Annotated in this window: 15 protein-coding genes; 14 read left to right on the top strand and 1 reads right to left on the bottom strand. The window is 72.4% G+C overall.

All coding sequences use genetic code 11. The annotated features are described in order from the left end of the window. Window positions 1–21: 21 nt before the first annotated feature. The 12 genes from BJ999_RS35355 (at window position 22) to BJ999_RS35300 (ending at window position 13,674) form a co-directional block, all read left to right on the top strand. Complete coding sequence (locus BJ999_RS35355; RefSeq protein ID WP_179837284.1) at window positions 22–696, top strand: DALR anticodon-binding domain-containing protein; 675 nt, start codon at window positions 22–24, stop codon at window positions 694–696. Beyond that, window positions 693–2,084, top strand: coding sequence for a diaminopimelate decarboxylase (gene lysA, locus BJ999_RS35350; protein ID WP_179837283.1), 1,392 nt, complete (start codon window positions 693–695; stop codon window positions 2,082–2,084). The genes BJ999_RS35355 and lysA overlap by 4 nt, the downstream gene beginning before the upstream one ends. Then, window positions 2,081–3,385, top strand: coding sequence for a homoserine dehydrogenase (locus BJ999_RS35345; protein WP_179837282.1), 1,305 nt, complete (start codon window positions 2,081–2,083; stop codon window positions 3,383–3,385). The genes lysA and BJ999_RS35345 overlap by 4 nt, the downstream gene beginning before the upstream one ends. 58 nt (window positions 3,386–3,443) lie before the next feature. After that, window positions 3,444–4,511, top strand: a complete 1,068-nt coding sequence (thrC, locus tag BJ999_RS35340; protein ID WP_179837281.1) for a threonine synthase — start codon at window positions 3,444–3,446, stop codon at window positions 4,509–4,511. 22 nt (window positions 4,512–4,533) lie between these two features. Then, window positions 4,534–5,445, top strand: a complete 912-nt coding sequence (gene thrB / locus BJ999_RS35335) for a homoserine kinase (protein WP_229809978.1) — start codon at window positions 4,534–4,536, stop codon at window positions 5,443–5,445. Window positions 5,446–5,907: 462 nt separating this feature from the next. Further along, on the top strand, window positions 5,908–7,974 hold the full coding sequence (gene rho, locus BJ999_RS35330) for a transcription termination factor Rho (RefSeq protein ID WP_179837279.1): 2,067 nt from the start codon (window positions 5,908–5,910) through the stop codon (window positions 7,972–7,974). A 201-nt stretch (window positions 7,975–8,175) separates the two neighbouring features. Then, window positions 8,176–9,561 carry a sensor histidine kinase gene (locus BJ999_RS35325; RefSeq protein ID WP_229809977.1) on the top strand — a complete coding sequence of 462 codons (1,386 nt, stop codon included), beginning with the start codon at window positions 8,176–8,178 and terminating at the stop codon, window positions 9,559–9,561. Between the two features lie 40 nt (window positions 9,562–9,601). Continuing rightward, the gene (locus BJ999_RS35320) at window positions 9,602–10,249 is read left to right on the top strand and encodes a response regulator transcription factor (RefSeq protein ID WP_179837278.1); all 648 of its coding nucleotides are present in this window, start codon (window positions 9,602–9,604) and stop codon (window positions 10,247–10,249) included. Window positions 10,250–10,543: 294 nt separating this feature from the next. Then, on the top strand, window positions 10,544–10,762 hold the full coding sequence (rpmE, locus tag BJ999_RS35315; RefSeq protein ID WP_173396406.1) for a 50S ribosomal protein L31: 219 nt from the start codon (window positions 10,544–10,546) through the stop codon (window positions 10,760–10,762). A gap of 112 nt (window positions 10,763–10,874) precedes the next feature. Further along, on the top strand, window positions 10,875–11,939 hold the full coding sequence (gene prfA / locus BJ999_RS35310; RefSeq protein WP_179837277.1) for a peptide chain release factor 1: 1,065 nt from the start codon (window positions 10,875–10,877) through the stop codon (window positions 11,937–11,939). Then, window positions 11,936–12,796 carry a peptide chain release factor N(5)-glutamine methyltransferase gene (gene prmC, locus BJ999_RS35305; RefSeq protein WP_179837276.1) on the top strand — a complete coding sequence of 287 codons (861 nt, stop codon included), beginning with the start codon at window positions 11,936–11,938 and terminating at the stop codon, window positions 12,794–12,796. Before prfA ends, prmC begins: the two co-directional genes overlap by 4 nt. Before the next feature lie 62 nt (window positions 12,797–12,858). Continuing rightward, window positions 12,859–13,674: an L-threonylcarbamoyladenylate synthase gene (locus tag BJ999_RS35300; protein ID WP_179837275.1), complete on the top strand. Its 816-nt coding sequence runs from the start codon at window positions 12,859–12,861 to the stop codon at window positions 13,672–13,674. Window positions 13,675–13,796: 122 nt separating this feature from the next. Here the strand turns inward: BJ999_RS35300 and BJ999_RS35295 are convergent, their stop codons facing one another. After that, window positions 13,797–14,228, bottom strand: coding sequence for a hypothetical protein (locus BJ999_RS35295; RefSeq protein WP_179837274.1), 432 nt, complete (start codon window positions 14,226–14,228; stop codon window positions 13,797–13,799). Window positions 14,229–14,465: 237 nt separating this feature from the next. On the opposite strand from BJ999_RS35295, the gene BJ999_RS35290 reads away from it, so the two are divergent. Beyond that, the gene (locus BJ999_RS35290; protein ID WP_179837273.1) at window positions 14,466–15,542 is read left to right on the top strand and encodes a DUF2207 domain-containing protein; all 1,077 of its coding nucleotides are present in this window, start codon (window positions 14,466–14,468) and stop codon (window positions 15,540–15,542) included. An 87-nt stretch (window positions 15,543–15,629) separates the two neighbouring features. Beyond that, window positions 15,630–16,790 (top strand): MraY family glycosyltransferase, encoded by a 1,161-nt coding sequence (locus BJ999_RS35285; protein WP_179837272.1) that lies wholly within the window; start codon window positions 15,630–15,632, stop codon window positions 16,788–16,790. Window positions 16,791–16,816: the final 26 nt, after the last annotated feature.

The raw sequence follows: 16,816 nt of genomic DNA, 5'->3' as shown, positions 1-16,816 counted from the left end.
TGGTCGGCTAGTCTCACCAGGATGACTCCAGGGGATGCTCTCGTGCGCGCGGTACGGGACGCCGTGGACGCGGGGGAGATCGATGTCGTCGTTCCCGAGCAGGTCGTGGTGTTCGGGCGGGGCGGCGGGGTCTTCGAGAGTCCGGTGGCGCTGAGGCTCGGCGTCGATCCGTGGGTGATCGCGCGGCGGGTCGGGGGGAGTGTCTCCGGGCCCGGGTTCGTCAGGGTCGTGGTGGGGCCGGAGCTGGTGGAGGTCATTCGGCGTGATCCTGGTTACGGGGTCGCGCGGGTGCCGCCGGGCGGGTGGAGCGAGTGGCCGCGGACGTTCGAGAATCCGGGGTTCTCGGTGCGTTATGCCTACGCGCGGGCCTGTTGGGTGGGGCGCTGGGCCCGGGAACTCGGGGTCGGGCCCGGGCCGTTCGAGGGTGGTGCGGAGGAGCTCTTGGGGGCGTTGGGGGACGTTCCCGGACGGGCCGCGCAGGCGGAGCGGGAACGCGACGCCAGGCCCCTGATGTTGTGCTTGGAGAGCGTGGCCGGGGCGTACCACGAGGTGCACGAGCGCTGTCCCGCGCTGCCCGTGGGCGATGAGGAGCCCCGGGCGGCGCATGCGGGACGGGTCGGCTTGGCGGAGGCCGTCAAGGTCGTCCTCGGCAACGGGCTGAACATGATCGGTGAGACCCCTAGAGAGCGGATATGAGTCGAGTACACCCTGCTGGGCCGCGGCATGCCGACGTCCTGCCGGAGGATCATCCGGTCGGGCCGGCGGAGGACCTGAACGCCCTCGAGTCTTCTGTGTGGCCGCGGAACTCCAAGCGGGAGGAGGGCGTCCTCACCGTCGGGGGAGTGGACGTCAGGGACCTGGCGAAGGAGTACGGGACGCCCCTCTACGTCTATGACGAGGAGGACGTCCGGAGCCGCGCCAGGGAGTACGTGGCGGCGTTCCACGACGGGGACGTCCACTATGCGGGCAAGGCGTTCCTGTGCACGGCCGTCGCGCGGTGGCTGAAGGAGGAGGGGCTCGGCCTCGACGTGTGCAGCGGGGGCGAGCTGGCCGTGGCGCTCGCGGCAGGGTTTCCTACTGAGCGCATCACGTTGCACGGGAGCAACAAGGCGCCCTGGGAGCTGAAGAGGGCCCTGGAGGTGGGGGTCGGACGGATCGTTCTCGATTCGTTCGAGGAGATTGCCCGGGTGGGGTATCTCGCCCAGGAGATGGGTGTCCGGCCCAAGGTGATGGTGCGCGTCACCACGGGTGTTGAGGCGCACACCCACGAGTTCATCGCCACTGCGCACGACGACCAGAAGTTCGGGTTCTCCAGGAGTTCCGGGGCGGCCCTGGAGGCGGTCAGACGGGTCCTGGAGCTGGAGCAGCTCGAACTGGTGGGGCTGCACAGCCACATCGGGTCGCAGATCTTCGAGGTGGACGGGTTCGAGGTGGCCGCGCACCGGCTGGCCGAGCTGCTGGTGGCCATCCGGGACGAGCACGGGATCGAGCTTCCGGAGCTGGACCTGGGCGGCGGCTACGGCATCGCGTACGTGCCGGGCGAGGAGCCGCACGATCCGAAGTCGATCGCGGACGGGCTGCGCGGCATCGTGGCGCGCGAGTGCCGGGCGTACGGGCTGTCGATGCCGCGGCTGACCGTGGAGCCGGGACGGGCGATCATCGGCCCGGGCGGCGTCACGCTGTACGAGGTCGGGACGGTCAAGGACGTCGAGGGCCTGCGCACGTACGTGTCGGTGGACGGCGGCATGTCCGACAACCTGCGCACGGCCCTGTACGGCGCCGAGTACACCGGGGCGCTGGCGAGCAGGTCGTCCGACGCCGCCCCCATGCTCAGTAGGCTTGTCGGCAAGCACTGCGAGAGCGGCGACATTGTGGTGCGGGACCTGTGGTTCCCCGAAGATCTTGCGGCGGGGGATCTGGTGGCGGTGGCGGCGACCGGTGCGTACTGTCGGTCGATGGCCAGCAACTACAACCATGTCCCGAAGCCCGCCGTGGTGGCGGTGAGGGAGGGCAGGTCGCGCGTGATCATCCGGCGGGAGAGCGCGGAGGACCTGCTGCGGCTCGATGCGGAGGTCGAAGCGTGAAACCCGGACTGCGCGTGGCGCTGCTCGGTTGCGGCGTGGTCGGGACGGAGGTCGTCCGGCTGCTGAACGAGCAGGCGGACGATCTGGCCGCGCGCGTCGGGGTCCCCCTGGAGCTGGCCGGGATCGCCGTGCGCAGGCCGGACCGGGTGCGCGCGGGCATCGACCCGGGGCTGCTGACCACGGACGCGCAGACGCTGGTGACCAGGGACGACGTCGACCTCGTCATCGAGGTGATCGGCGGCATCGAGCCGGCCAGGACGCTGATGCTGGAGGCGATGAAGACCGGCAAGTCGGTCATCACCGCGAACAAGGCGCTGCTGGCCGAGGACGGGGCGACGCTGTTCGCGGCGGCGCGGGAGTACGGCGCCGACCTGTACTACGAGGCGTCGGTGGCGGGGGCGATCCCGCTGCTGCGGCCGCTGCGGGAGTCCCTGGTCGGCGACCACGTGCACCGGGTGCTCGGCATCGTGAACGGGACCACGAACTACATCCTCGACCAGATGGACACGCACGGCGCCGGCTTCAACGAGGCGCTGGAGGAGGCGCAGGCGCTCGGCTACGCCGAGGCCGATCCGACGGCCGACGTGGAGGGTTTCGACGCGGCGGCCAAGGCGGCGATCCTGGCGCAGCTCGCCTTCCACACGCCGGTGACGGCCGCGGACGTCCACCGCGAGGGCATCACCGAGGTGAGCGCCGCCGATGTGGCGGGCGCCCAGGGCATGGACTGCGTCGTCAAGCTTCTGGCCATCTGCGAGCGCATCCCCTCGCAGGACGGCCGGAACGGCCGCGGGGTGTCGGTCCGCGTGTATCCGGCGATGATTCCCAGGTCGCACCCGCTGGCGAGCGTCCGCGAGGCCTACAACGCGGTGTTCGTCGAGGCGGAGTCGGCGGGCTCGCTGATGTTCTACGGCGCGGGGGCCGGCGGCGCTCCGACGGCGTCGGCGATCCTCGGCGACCTCGTCGCGGTCGCCCGCAACGTGGTCGGCGGTACGCCCGGCCCAGTGGAGGTCACGTACGCGAAGCTGCCGGTGCTGCCGATGGGCGAGACCGTCACCCGCTACTACATCGAGGTGGACGTGACGGACGAGGCCGGCGTGCTCGCCACGGTCGCCGAGGAGTTCGCCAGGCACGGGGTGTCGATCCAGGCCGTCCGGCAGGTGGGCTCGGGCGAGGAGGCGCAGCTCGTCGTCGTGACGCACCGGGCGCCGGACGCCGCGCTGTCGGCGACGGTGGCGGGCCTGCGCGAGCTGGAGATCGTCCGCGGCGTGACGAGCGTCATGCGCGTCGAGGGAGACGAGTGAGGCGGGGCCGGTCCCGGTAGACTCCGGGCGAACATCGCAGGTCAGCCGAGGAGACCGAGTGAACGCGAACGCCCGCGCGTGGCGCGGCATTATCGAGGAGTACCGCGACCGGCTTCCGGTGACGGACGCGACGCCCGTCGTCACCCTGCTGGAGGGCGGTACCCCCCTGGTGCCCGCCCAGCGGCTCTCCCAGTTGACCCGTTGCGAGGTGTTCCTCAAGGTCGAGGGCGCCAACCCGACCGGGTCGTTCAAGGACCGCGGCATGACGATGGCGATCAGCAAGGCCGCCGAGGACGGCGCCAAGGCCGTCATCTGCGCCTCGACCGGCAACACCTCCGCGTCCGCCGCCGCGTACGCGGTGCGGGCCGGGATGACCTGCGCGGTCCTGGTGCCCAACGGCAAGATCGCGATGGGCAAGCTGGCGCAGGCGCTGGTGCACGGCGCCCGGCTCCTCCAGGTGGACGGCAACTTCGACGACTGCCTCGAACTGGCGCGCAAGCTGTCGGTCGACTACCCGGTGGCGCTCGTCAACTCGGTCAACAAGTACCGGCTGCAGGGCCAGAAGACGGCCGCGTTCGAGATCGTGGACACGCTCGGCGACGCGCCCGACGTCCACTGCCTGCCCGTCGGCAACGCCGGAAACATCTCCGCGTACTGGATGGGCTACAAGGAGTACGCCAAGGACGGCGCCGCCTCGCGCACCCCGCGCATGCTGGGCTTCCAGGCGAGCGGCGCGGCGCCGTTCGTGAAGGGCGAGCCCGTCCTGAAGCCGCAGACCATCGCCACCGCGATCCGCATCGGCAACCCCGCCTCGTGGGACCTCGCGGTCGCCGCGCGTGACGAGTCCGGCGGCGCGATCGACTCGGTCACCGACCGGCAGATCCTCGCCGCCTACCGGCTCCTCGCCCGGGAGGAGGGCGTCTTCGTGGAGCCCGCCTCCGCGGCGAGCGTCGCCGGCCTGCTGCAGGTGAGCGAGCGTGGCGGGCTCGCGGCCGGATCCAGGGTCGTCTGCACGGTGACGGGCAACGGCCTCAAGGACCCCGACTGGGCCATCTCCGGGGCGCCCGCGCCGACGACCATCAAGGTCGACGCGCACTCCGCCGCGTCCGAGCTCGGCCTCACCTGAGGTGGGCTGGCAGGACGGCCCGGTGCTGGTGCGGACGCCCGCCACCAGCGCCAACCTGGGCCCGGGATTCGACTCGCTCGGCCTTGCGCTGGACCTGCACGACGACGTCGAGGTCGAGGCGACCGGGGCGGGTCTGTCCATCGAGGTGGACGGCGAGGGCGCCGAGGTCGCCGACCGCGCCGAGCGGCACCTGATCGTGCGGGTGTTGCGGCGGACCTTCGACGTGCTGGACGACCTGGCCGGAACCGGTCCCGCCCGCCCGGACGGGCTCCGGCTGCGCTGCCGCAACCGCATCCCGCACAGCCGCGGCCTCGGCTCCTCGTCGGCCGCGATCGTCGCCGGGATCGTCGCGGGCCGCGCGCTGCACCCCGCCGGGAAGCTCCTCGACGACGCCGGGGCGCTGCGCCTCGCGACGGAGATCGAGGGGCACCCCGACAACGTGGCGCCGTGCCTCGCCGGCGGCCTGACCGTCGCCTGGACGACGCCTGGCGGCCCCCGGTCGGTGCGGCTGGAGTCGCAGGTCAGGCAGGTTGTCGCCTTCGTTCCCGAGCAGCGGCTCGCGACGGAGCGGGCCCGCGGCCTGCTGCCCGAGACCGTCCCGCACGGGGACGCCGCCGCCAACGCGGGACGCGCCGCGCTGCTCGTCGCGGCCCTCACCGGCGGCCTGGACGCCGGCATCCTGCTCGACGCGACCGAGGACCGGCTCCACCAGGACTACCGCGCCCCGGCCATGCCCGAATCGGCGGCACTCGTCGCGCGGCTGCGGGACGCGGGCGTGCCGGCGGTGATTTCCGGCGCGGGGCCCACTGTCCTGGCCTTCACAACCGCATCGCAGGTTGATTCGATGGGCGGCGAAGTGGGTAAAGGCTGGCACGAGCACCCGTTGGACGTCGCGACCCGCGGCGCACGCGTGATGACCGGAGAATCCGAGTAACCGGGACTGACGGCGGCGCCGGGGGCGGGGGACGCGCGTCGCTCCGGCCGGTGCAGGTCCGGCAGGATCTCGCTAGGTAAAATGCGAAGACATCGACCTCTGGGGAATAGCAGTGTGCCCTGGTGATGTTAGGCTGATTGCCGCACCAGATGCCCCGTTCGGGGCAGCGTGCTCGTCAGCCGCGCGTCACCTTTTCGGCCCTCCGGTCGTGTCGGTCCCGCGTACCAGGCTCCCCGACACCGTGACTTCCCGTTGTCAGGCATTCCAGCGAAACTTCGGACGTGGCGGTACCGGGGACACGCACGAGCGGAACGTCCCGTCCACCATCTGGCTGTGCCCAGAACACGCAGATCCCGGTTCCATCGTGATCAGCGGAGCCCGATCCGGCGCCCCCGCCGGGCCGCACCACCGGGTCGACTGGCCGAACGCCGGCCAACGCCCGCGCCCTGGGAAGGACCCTTAGTGAGCGAATCCAGCGAACTCCTTACGGACGCAACCAGCACGGAACCCGCCGCCGCTCCGGCCGGCGCGGAGCCCGCCGCCCCCCGGCGCCGCCGCGGCACCGGCCTGTCGGCCATGGTGCTCCCCGAGCTCAAGGCACTCGCGTCCAGCCTCGGCATCACCGGCACGACCGGGATGCGCAAGAGCCAGCTCATCGCCGCCATTCAGGAGAAGCAGGGCGGCCAGGGGCAGGGCTCGGCGGGGGGCGAGCAGGGAGCCGCTGCCCCGGTGACGGCCGAGCGGCCGCGCCGCGGCCGCGCCGCGGCCAAGCGCGAGGTGCCCGACGAGCAGGTCACCATCGCCGACGCCGCGCCCGTGGCCGCGCCCGCGTCCGAGAACGCGGCCGCGCCCGAGGCGCAGTCCGGCACGGCCGAGAAGGCCGTCCAGGGCGACAAGCAGGAGAAGGCCGACCGGCAGGGCGGTCGGCAGCGGGGCGAGAAGCAGGAGCGGGGAGCTTCCGAGGGACGCGGCGACCGGCAGAGCCGGGACCAGGGGCGCGAGCAGGGTCGCGAGCAGAACGCCGAGGACGGCGAGTCGCAGGGCGGCCGGGACGGCAACCGCGACGGCCGCGAGGGCCGGGAAGGCGGCGGCCGCCAGCGGCAGCGCGGCAGCCGGGAGCGCGGCGAGGGCCGCGACCGGGGCGAGCGGGGCGACCGTGGTGAGCGTGGCGACAGGGGCGACCGCGGCGACCGTGGTGACCGCGGTGAGCGTGGTGACCGCGGTGACCAGGGCGGCGGCCGCCAGCGCGGTCAGGGTGGCGGCGGCGGTCAGGGCGGCGGCGGCCAGCACGACGATGACGACGGCGGCGGCCGGGGCCGTCGCGGGCGCCGGTTCCGGGAGCGCAACCGCGGCCGTGGCCGCGAGCGCTACGAGGAGCCGGTGGTCACCGAGGACGACGTCCTCATCCCCGTCGCGGGCATCCTCGACATCCTCGACAACTACGCCTTCGTCCGGACGACCGGCTACCTGCCCGGCCCGAACGACGTGTACGTCTCGCTGGCGCAGGTCCGCAAGAACGGGCTGCGCAAGGGCGACGTCATCACCGGCGCCGTCCGGCAGGCGCGCGAGGGCGAGCGGCGCGAGAAGTTCAACGCGCTGGTCCGCCTCGACACCGTCAACGGGGTGGAGCCCGACCAGGCCAAGGGCCGCGTCGACTTCAGCAAGCTGACCCCGCTGTACCCGCAGGAGCGGCTGCGCCTGGAGTCCGACGCGGGCATCCTGACGACCCGGATCATCGACCTGGTGTCGCCGATCGGCAAGGGCCAGCGCGGCCTGATCGTGTCGCCGCCGAAGGCCGGCAAGACGATGGTGCTCCAGGCGATCGCCAACGCGATCACCAAGAACAACCCGGAGTGCCACCTGATGGTCGTCCTCGTGGACGAGCGTCCGGAAGAGGTCACCGACATGCAGCGGACGGTGAAGGGCGAGGTCATCCACTCGACCTTCGACCGTCCCGCCGAGGACCACACCACGGTCGCGGAGCTGGCCATCGAGCGCGCCAAGCGGCTCGTGGAGCTCGGCCACGACGTCGTGGTGCTGCTCGACTCGATCACCCGCCTGGGCCGGGCCTACAACCTGGCGGCGCCCGCGTCCGGCCGCATCCTGTCCGGCGGTGTCGACTCGACCGCGCTGTACCCGCCGAAGCGGTTCTTCGGCGCGGCGCGCAACATCGAGAACGGCGGCTCGCTGACGATCCTCGCCACCGCGCTGGTGGAGACCGGGTCCCGCATGGACGAGGTCATCTTCGAGGAGTTCAAGGGCACCGGCAACATGGAGCTGAAGCTCAACCGGTCGCTCGCGGACAAGCGGATCTTCCCGGCGGTGGACGTCGACCAGTCCTCCACCCGCAAGGAGGAGATCCTCATGGCTCCGGAGGAGCTGCGGGTCGTCTGGCAGCTGCGCCGGGTGCTGCACGCGCTCGACACGCAGCAGGCGCTGGAGCTCCTCATCGAGAAGATGAAGGAGACCAAGTCCAACGCCGAGTTCCTGCTCCAGGTGCAGAAGACGACCGTCTCCGACGATCGCTGAGACGCGCCGCGCACGCCCCCGTCCGGTCCTCCGGGCGGGGGCGTCGCCGTCCCGCGGGCGGGCCGCGCGGCAGGGGGAGGGTGGGGTTAGCCCCACCTCTGATCGGGCGGCGGACGTCATGGCGGCCCCGCCCCGCACCCGGCACGCTTGACACGTAGGACGGAAGGGCCAACGCAGGTCGGAGCGGCACGGAGGGACGACGTGGGCGAGCTGAGCAAGGACGGCGGTGCGGTGGGCGGCGCCGCCGTCCAGTGGGCCGCGGCGCGGTGGGCGACGGCGACACGGGCCGGCGGCGGGTCGACGTCCGTCATGAACCGGTCCTGGCATCCGCTCGCGATGGTGAAGTCCTCGCTGACCTGGCGTTCGGCGGTGTATCTGGGCGTCAGCCTGGCCTGGGGGCTCGGCTGGTTCGTCGTCCTCGCCGTCGGGCTGACCCTGTCGGTCGCACTGCTGATCATCTGGGTGGGCCTCCCGCTGCTGGCGCTGCTGATGCTCGCCTGGCGGTTCGGCGCGGTGCTGGAGCGGCGGTTCGTCCTGGCGGCGTTCGGCGTCCGGATCCCGAGCCCCTACCGGCGCGTGCCGGAGGGCCGCAACCCGCTGGCCAAGCTCAAGGCGATGGCGGGGGACCCGGCCACCTGGAAGGACCTGGCCTACCTGGCCGTGCTGTTCCCGATCACGCTGGTGGAGTTCGTCGTGTCGGTGACGGCGTGGGCCGGGACGGGCACGCTGCTGTTCCTCCCGGCGATCGTGGCGGCGGGCGGCGGCGCCGAGATCAACTTCGGGGTCTCGTACTGGGCGGGCAACCCCGTCGAGGCGCTGCCGATGTCGCTCCTCGGCCTGGTGCTCCTCGTCCCGGCGATGTACGTGACGCGCGTCATGGCGATGGGGCACGCCGCGTTCGCCGCGCTGATGCTGGGCCCGAGCCCGTCGCAGGCCGAGAACGCCGCGCTGCGCGAGCGGACCGAGCACCTGCGGGCCAGCCGCGCCCGCGGGGTGGACGCGGCCGAGTTCGAGCGGCGCCGCATCGAGCGGGACCTGCACGACGGGGCGCAGCAGCGGCTGCTGGCCGTGGCGATGGACATCGGCCGCGCCCGCGCCAAGCTGGACGAGGACCCCGAGGGCGCGCGGGCGCTGATCGAGCAGGCCCACGCGGGCACCCGGGAGGCGATCTCCGAGCTGCGCGACCTCGCCCGCGGGATCTACCCGGCGATCCTCACCGACCGCGGTCTGGACCCGGCGCTGTCCGGGCTGGCCGGGCGCGCCCCCGTCCCCGTCGAGGTGGAGGTCGACCTGCCGGAGCGCCCGCCGGCGGCGGTCGAGAGCATCGCCTACTTCATCGTCGCCGAGTCGCTGGCCAACATCGCCAAGTACGCCCGCGCGACCCGCGCGTCCGTCCGCGTGGTCCGCGAGGACCGCTGGGTGGTCGTCGAAGTGATCGACAACGGGATGGGCGGCGCGGTCGCGCGGCCGGAGGGCGGCCTGGCCGGGCTGGCCGACCGGGCGGCGACGATCGACGGCCTGCTGATCGTGGACAGCCCGCCCGGCGGCCCCACGATCATCCGGGCGGATCTGCCCTGCACGTGGTGATCGCGGCACGCGGCGCCGCGCCGAGCCCGATAATGGGCGGATGCGGGTAGTGATCGCCGAGGACTCGGTGCTGTTGCGGGAAGGGCTCGTCCGGCTGCTCGCCGACGCCGGGATCGAGACGGTGGCGACCGTGGGCGACGGCCCGGGGCTGCCCGGGCTCGTCGAGGAGCACGCCCCCGACCTCGCCATCGTGGACGTCCGGATGCCGCCCTCGTTCACCGACGAGGGGCTGCGCGCGGCCCTCGCCGTCCGGGAGCGCCGCCCGGGCACGCCGATCCTCGTCCTGTCCCAGTACGTGGAGGAGCGCTACGCCACGGACCTCATCGGCGGCGGCGCCCAGGGCGTCGGCTACCTGCTGAAGGAGCGGGTGTCGGACGTCGAGGAGTTCATCGATGCGGTGCGCCGCATCGCCGCCGGCGGGACGGTCATCGACCCCGAGGTGATCGGGCAGCTCCTCGGCCGGCGCCGCACCGGCGACCCGCTGGAGACGCTGACCCCGCGCGAGCGCGAGGTGCTCGGGCTGATGGCGCAGGGACGCTCGAACGGCGCCATCGCCGCGGACCTCGTCGTCACCGAGGGCGCCGTGGAGAAGCACATCTCCAACATCTTCATGAAGCTGGGCCTGCAGCCGGCGCAGGGCGGGCACCGCCGCGTCATGGCGGTGCTGGCCTACCTGGGGCTGAGCTAGCCGTGTCTTCCCAGGGGGCGACCCCCTGGAACCCCCGTCACGAGCCGGGCGGTCCTCACGCCACGGCTGAGGTCTTCGTGCTCGTCCGGCCTCCAGGCGCCAGAGCGCCTTCCACCCGCCCGGCCCGGGTGGGTGGCCCCTAGATCGGGAATGCCCGGTGACCTCGCCGCGTTCGGGTATCTGGCACACTTGGTGTGCAACCGCTGCGGTACCGGTTCACGCCTCCCACATCTCCCATGGCATCGCCATGCGGATTCGGGGGCGCCCGGCGACCGCCTGAGGCGAGGAGAACCCATGAAGCCCGACATCCACCCGAACTACGTCGTCACGACCGTGACGTGTACGTGCGGCAACACCTTCGAGACCCGCAGCACCGCCGCCAACGGCGTGATCCACGCGGACGTGTGCTCGAACTGCCACCCGTTCTACACGGGCAAGCAGAAGATCCTCGACACCGGCGGCCGGGTCGCGCGCTTCGAGCAGCGCTTCGGCAAGAAGAAGGCCGACAAGTAGGGCGAACCGCACGGCGGACATCAGGGGCGGCCCGGGGACTCACAGGTTCCCGGGCCGTCCGAAACCGGTGCGGGGGCGCCCGTCCCCGCGCCGCAACGGGCCAGGACACAGCGTGAATCTCGACGATCTGATCAGCGAATACGCGGGCATCGAGGAACGGCTCGCCGACCCGTCCGTCCATGCCGACCAGAGCCTGGCGCGCAAGCTCGGCAAGCGTTACGCGGAGCTGCGCCCGATCGTCGAGACGCACCGCGAGCTGTCCGCGACCGAGGACGACCTCGGCACCGCCCGTGAGCTGGCCGGCGAGGACGCCGCGTTCGCCGCCGAGGCCGAGGACCTCGGAAAGCGCCGCGCGGAACTGGAGGAGCGGCTGCGGCGGCTGCTCGTCCCGCGCGACCCGAGCGACGGCAAGGACGTCATCCTGGAGGTCAAGGCGGGTGAGGGCGGCGAGGAGTCGGCGCTGTTCGCCGGCGACCTGCTGCGGATGTACCTCCGCTACGCCGAGCGCGTCGGCTGGAAGACCGAGATCCTCGACTCCCACCCCTCCGACCTCGGCGGATACAAGGACGTCACGGTCGCGGTGAAGGCCAGGGGCGCCCAGGAGGACGGGGTCTGGACGCGGCTGAAGTTCGAGGGCGGCGTCCACCGGGTGCAGCGGGTGCCCGCGACCGAGTCGCAGGGGCGCATCCACACCAGCGCCGTCGGCGTCCTGGTGACGCCCGAGGCCGAGGACGTCGACGTCCAGATCGACCCGAACGACCTGCGCATCGACGTGTACCGCTCGTCCGGGCCGGGCGGGCAGAGCGTCAACACGACCGACTCCGCGGTCCGCATCACGCACCTGCCGACCGGCGTCGTCGTCTCCTGCCAGAACGAGAAGAGCCAGCTGCAGAACAAGGAGCAGGCGCTGCGCATCCTGCGGTCCCGGCTGCTGGCGATGGCGCAGGAGGAGGCCGACGCGGCCGCCTCCGCCGAGCGCAAGAGCCAGGTCCGCACCGTGGACCGCTCCGAGCGGGTGCGCACCTACAACTACCCGGAGAACCGGATCTCCGACCACCGGGTCGGCTACAAGGCCTACAACCTCGACCAGGTGCTGGACGGCGACCTCCAGAACGTCACCCAGGCGCTGGTCGACGCCGAGATGGAACGCCGCCTGGCCGAAGCACAAGGATCATGAACCTGCTGCTCGACGAGATCGCCAGGGCCACCGCGCGGCTCGCCGACGCGGGCGCCGCCTCGCCCCGCGCCGACGCCGAGGAGCTCGCGGCGGCCGTGCACCGGGTGCGGCGCTCGGAGCTGCACGGCGTCCCCGACAGCGCGTTCGACGCCCGGTTCTGGGAGTTCGTCGCGCGCCGCGAGGCGGGGGAGCCGCTGCAGCACATCACCGGCCGGGCGTTCTTCCGCTACCTGGAGATGAAGGTCGGGCCCGGCGTGTTCGTGCCGCGCCCGGAGACCGAGGTGATGGTCGGCTGGGCACTGGAGACGCTGCGCGACATGGACGTCCGCGACCCCCTCGTCGTCGACCTCGGCACCGGCTCCGCCGCGATCGCGCTGTCCATCGCGCTGGAGGCCCCCCGCGCCCGCGTCCACGCCGTCGAGAAGGACCCGACCGCCTTCGTCCACGCGACCCGCAACGTGGAGGAGCTGGACGAGCGGGGCCGCGTCCGCCTGCACCTGGACGACTTCGCCGCCGCGCTCACCGAGCTGGACGGCACCGTCGACCTCGTCGTCAGCAACCCCCCGTACATCCCGATGAGCGAGTGGGAGTACGTCCCGCGCGACGTCCGCGACCACGACCCCGCCGACGCCCTGTGGGGCGGCGGCGACGACGGCCTGGACGCGATCCGCGTGGTGGAGCGCACCGCCCGCCGCCTCCTGCGGCCCGGCGGCTACGCGGCCGTCGAGCACAGCGATCTGCAGGGCAACGGCGTCTACTGGGTCTTCGCGGAGGAGCACGGCTGGCGCGACGTGCGCAACCGCCGCGACCTGGCGAACCGGGACCGCTTCGTCACCGCGCGTCTGGCCGCCGACTAGCCCCGCTATCCTGGGCGGTGCCAAACCGGACGAGCGCTGTGCAGATGGGAAGACGGGCGACCGTGAGCCGACGTTACGACTGCTCTGAGCCGATGGAGCGCACCCGGGGGATCGCCGAGGCCTTCTCGGCCGTCCGGCGCGGCGAGCTGATCGTCCTGCCGACCGACACCGTGTACGGCGTCGGCGTGGACGCCTTCATGCCGCCCGCCGTGACCGCCCTCCTGGACGCCAAGGGCCGCGGCCGCGAGATGCCGCCGCCGGTGCTGGTCGGCTCCGTCCGCGCCGCCACGGCCCTCGTGGACGACCTCGGCACCTACGGGCAGGACCTCATCGACGAGTTCTGGCCTGGCGCGCTGACCCTCGTCTGCCGAGCCAACCCCAACCTCATGTGGGACCTCGGCGAGACCAAGGGCACCGTCGCCATCCGGATGCCGATGCACGAGCTCGCCGTCCAACTGCTCAAGGAGACGGGCCCTCTCGCCGTCAGCAGCGCGAACCTGTCCGGCCGCCCCGCCGCCCGCACGGTCGACGAGGCCGAGAAGATGCTGGGCGACTCGGTCGCGGTCTACCTGGACGGCGGCGCCGCCGGCCACGCCGACCCGTCCACGATCATCGACCTGACCGGCTCCGTGCCCCGCCTCCTGCGCGCCGGCGCCGTCCCCGAGGACAAGATCCGCGCCGTGGTCGGCGTCCTGCTCACCGAAGAGGACGAGCCCGAGACGCCCGCAGAGGCCCCCTCCACCGCCGAGGCGGCCAAGCCTTCCCTCACCAAGGAAGAACCTCCGCAGACCCCTCAAGAGCCCTCTGAGCCCCTCCAGGAATCCCCTGCCCCGAACCCCAAGCCGTCCCTCCACAAGGACGAACCCGGCACCGACTGACGGGCGGGCCGGCAAGATCCGTTCGATCTGGGCCGGTGTGCCGGAGGCGGCGCGGCCCGAGAAACGCGAAGGCCCCGCCGGGTCGGGCGGGGCCTGTGTCGTCAGACGGAAAGGGGGGCGGATCAGAAGATCTGCTTGCCCTTGCCGTAGTAGTACTTGCCGGTCTTCTTGTTCCGGCCGCACTCCTGCACCCACATGTGGCTGCCGTAGGACGACTTCACGCTGATCTTGACTTTGGCCTTGCCGTCGAAGTTGTAACGGGTGCCGCTGGACGTCACGCCGATGATCTTGAAGCGTGACCAGTACACCTTGGAGCCCTCGGTGAACTTGAAGCGCACGCAGGAGGTCCAGCCGTTGGTCTTGTCGTCGAGGAGGTAGCCCGTGACGGAGGTGCTGCCGCCGCTCCGGGTGTAGGTCCCGTAGGAGGCCACGTGGCTGTAGGAGTCGTACGGCTTCCAGCTGCCGGTGGCGGCGGCTTCGGCGGGGGCGCCGACGGCGGCCATGCCGGCCATCAGCGTGCCGGCGGTCAGGGCTACTGCAGCGATTCGCCGCATAGGTCCCTCCGTGTTCGAATTGGGGGGTTAGCGAGCGACAACCTAGCAGCCCCTTACCAGCGATTTTTGGCGGGGAGCCACATCTGACCGGGGCAGGCCGAATCCGGCGGTTCGGCGAACCGATCCGGCGCTGGACGCGTCCAAGGCTCCTCTGACCGTCCGTGCAGGGGGCAAAGGGCTTACCCGGCGGGCGGATCGGGGGCGTTACACCGACACGATCACGGCAACGGTGGAAACATGCCCGACGTGCCTGGCCGTGTCCGGCGCTCCGCGATCATCGCGGGTGTGCTGCTGTTCCTCGTGCTCGGGCTGCCCGCCTGCGCCGGACGGGAGGCGGGCGCCGAGCCCGCGCCCGGAGCCTCCGGTGTCGCGCCGCCTCCCGAGCCGGCCTACCGCGGCGAGAGCATCCCGGCCTACGACGTCGTCCTCACCATCGGTACCGACGGCGTGCTGTACGTGCGGGAGACGATCACCTACGACTTCGACCGGGCGGGGGAGCACGGGATCGTCCGGCACGTGCCGTTCCGCCGCGGCGACCGCCTCTACGAGGTCCGGGGCGTCAGCAGCAGCTCCTCCACCGGCGCGCCGGCCCGCGTCCGCACGACCCGGTTCCTGCACGACGTGCAGATCAGCATCGGCGACCGGCACCGCGAGGTCCGCGGCCGCCAGGCCTACGTGATCGAGTACGAGGTGCGCCGCGTGTTCACCCCGCGCGCCGACCACGACGACCTGCTGTGGGACGCGATCGGGACGAACTGGGACGTCCCCATCGGGAACGCGGCGGTCCGGGTGCAGGCGCCGGTGCCGCTGCGGCACGCGACCTGCCGGGCGGGCGCGCCCGGCGTGACGACCCGGTGCCTGCGCGACCGCGACGGCCCGTACGCCATCGACTTCGTCCAGAACGCGCTCGCCCCGCACGAGGGGATGAGGATCCGGGTCCGGCTGCCCAAGCACGCGATCGCCGTCCCGCCGCCGCGGTACGTCCCGCCGCGCTGGACGGGCCACTGGACGGGCACCGCCGTCCTGGCCCTCGGGCTCGCCGCCGTGCCCCTGCTCGCGCGCCGCCCCGCGCCGCCGCGGGGGACCGGCGCCGGCCTGGCCGCCGCCGGGACGCTGCTCGTCGTCGCCGACGCCGGGGACGACGTCGCGGCGAGCGGCCCGTGGGCGTTCTCGCTGGGCGACCGGTGCCTCGCCGGGCTCGCGCTCATGATCGTCGGCGCCGGGATCATGTGCGTTCGGCGGACCCGTAGTGCCCGATATGCCGCGGACGACCGTCAGGGAGGACTACAGTTGGCCGGTCGCGACGTGAACTGATCGTCCCGGCGGGTCGTCTACCAAGGTGAACTCCGTCCCGGACGGGGCACGTAGGCATCGTTGATCGGCGAAGGGAGGCGCAGGGGAGTGCGGGAGTACCTGCTCACGATCCTGGTCGCCGCTCTCGTCGCCTACCTGCTGACGCCGTCGGTGCGCAGGTTCGCCGTCTGGTTCGGCGCGCAGGCCGTCCCGCGCGACCGCGACGTGCACGTGATCCCGACGCCCCGCCTCGGCGGCCTGGCGATGTTCGGCGGGATGGTGGCGGCGCTGGTGGTCGCGACCGGGCTCCCGGAGATGCGCAAGGTCCTCGGCGACGGCGGGATCAGCGTCAGCAAGGCGCTGCTGCTGTCGGGCGGGCTGATCGTGCTGATCGGGATCGCCGACGACCGCTGGGAGGTGGACGCGCTCACCAAGTTCGCCGGGCAGGTCGCGGCCGCCGGGATCTTCATCATGCAGGGCATCCAGATCTACGTGATCCCGCTGCCGACCGGCGACTCGCTGTCGCTGCCGCCCGCCTACGGGGTGCCGCTCACCGTCCTCGTCGTCGTCGCCACGATCAACGCGGTCAACTTCATCGACGGGCTGGACGGCCTCGCCGCCGGCGTCGTCGGGATCGCCGCGCTGGCGCTGTTCTCCTACGCCTACCTGCTGTCGAGGACGAACGGGCTCACCACGCTGAGCGCCGCGACCCTCATCGCCGCGGTGCTGTTCGGCATGTGCGCGGGTTTCCTGCCGCACAACTTCAGCCCGGCCAAGATCTTCATGGGCGACACCGGCTCGATGCTGATCGGGCTCCTGCTCAGCGCCTCCACGATCATGCTGACCGGGCAGTTCGACCCGGCCATCCTCGCCAACGGCCTGTTCCCGTTCTTCGTCCCGGTGCTGCTCGTCCCGGCGGTGGCGGCGGTGCCGTTCATGGACATGCTGCTCGCGGTGTGGCGGCGCACCAACCAGGGCCGCTCGCCGTTCGCCCCGGACAAGCAGCACCTGCACCACCGGCTGCTGGAGCTCGGCCACTCCACCCGCCGCGCCGTGCTGATCATGTACTTCTGGGTCGGGCTGCTGGCCTCCGGGCTGGTCGGCCTCGCGCTGTTCGACGCCGCCTGGATCACCCTCGGCGCCACCCTGCTCGTCGCGGTCGCGGGCGTGCTGCTGATGCTCCGCATCCCCGGTCGCCGCAGGTCGGCCCGCGCGAAGGCCCCGGGCGCCGGCGACCAGCCCGCCGAGCGCCCCTCGATGCCCGTCTGAACTGCGCCGGGGCGCCACCGGACGGC

This window comes from Actinomadura citrea (genome assembly GCF_013409045.1).
Taxonomy (GTDB): Bacteria; Actinomycetota; Actinomycetes; order Streptosporangiales; family Streptosporangiaceae; genus Spirillospora; species Spirillospora citrea.
This window is presented reverse-complemented; position numbering and strand designations above follow the sequence as displayed.

What these genes read in the sequence shown, in the direction of transcription:
- lysA (WP_179837283.1), top strand. Translation starts at nt 693, where the DNA reads ATGAGTCGAGTACACCCTGCTGGGCCGCGGCATGCCGACGTCCTGCCG.
- prmC (WP_179837276.1), top strand. Translation starts at nt 11,936, where the DNA reads ATGAACCTGCTGCTCGACGAGATCGCCAGGGCCACCGCGCGGCTCGCC.
- BJ999_RS35320 (WP_179837278.1), top strand. Translation starts at nt 9,602, where the DNA reads ATGCGGGTAGTGATCGCCGAGGACTCGGTGCTGTTGCGGGAAGGGCTC.
- BJ999_RS35295 (WP_179837274.1), bottom strand. Translation starts at nt 14,228, where the DNA reads ATGCGGCGAATCGCTGCAGTAGCCCTGACCGCCGGCACGCTGATGGCC.
- BJ999_RS35290 (WP_179837273.1), top strand. Translation starts at nt 14,466, where the DNA reads ATGCCCGACGTGCCTGGCCGTGTCCGGCGCTCCGCGATCATCGCGGGT.
- BJ999_RS35355 (WP_179837284.1), top strand. Translation starts at nt 22, where the DNA reads ATGACTCCAGGGGATGCTCTCGTGCGCGCGGTACGGGACGCCGTGGAC.
- rpmE (WP_173396406.1), top strand. Translation starts at nt 10,544, where the DNA reads ATGAAGCCCGACATCCACCCGAACTACGTCGTCACGACCGTGACGTGT.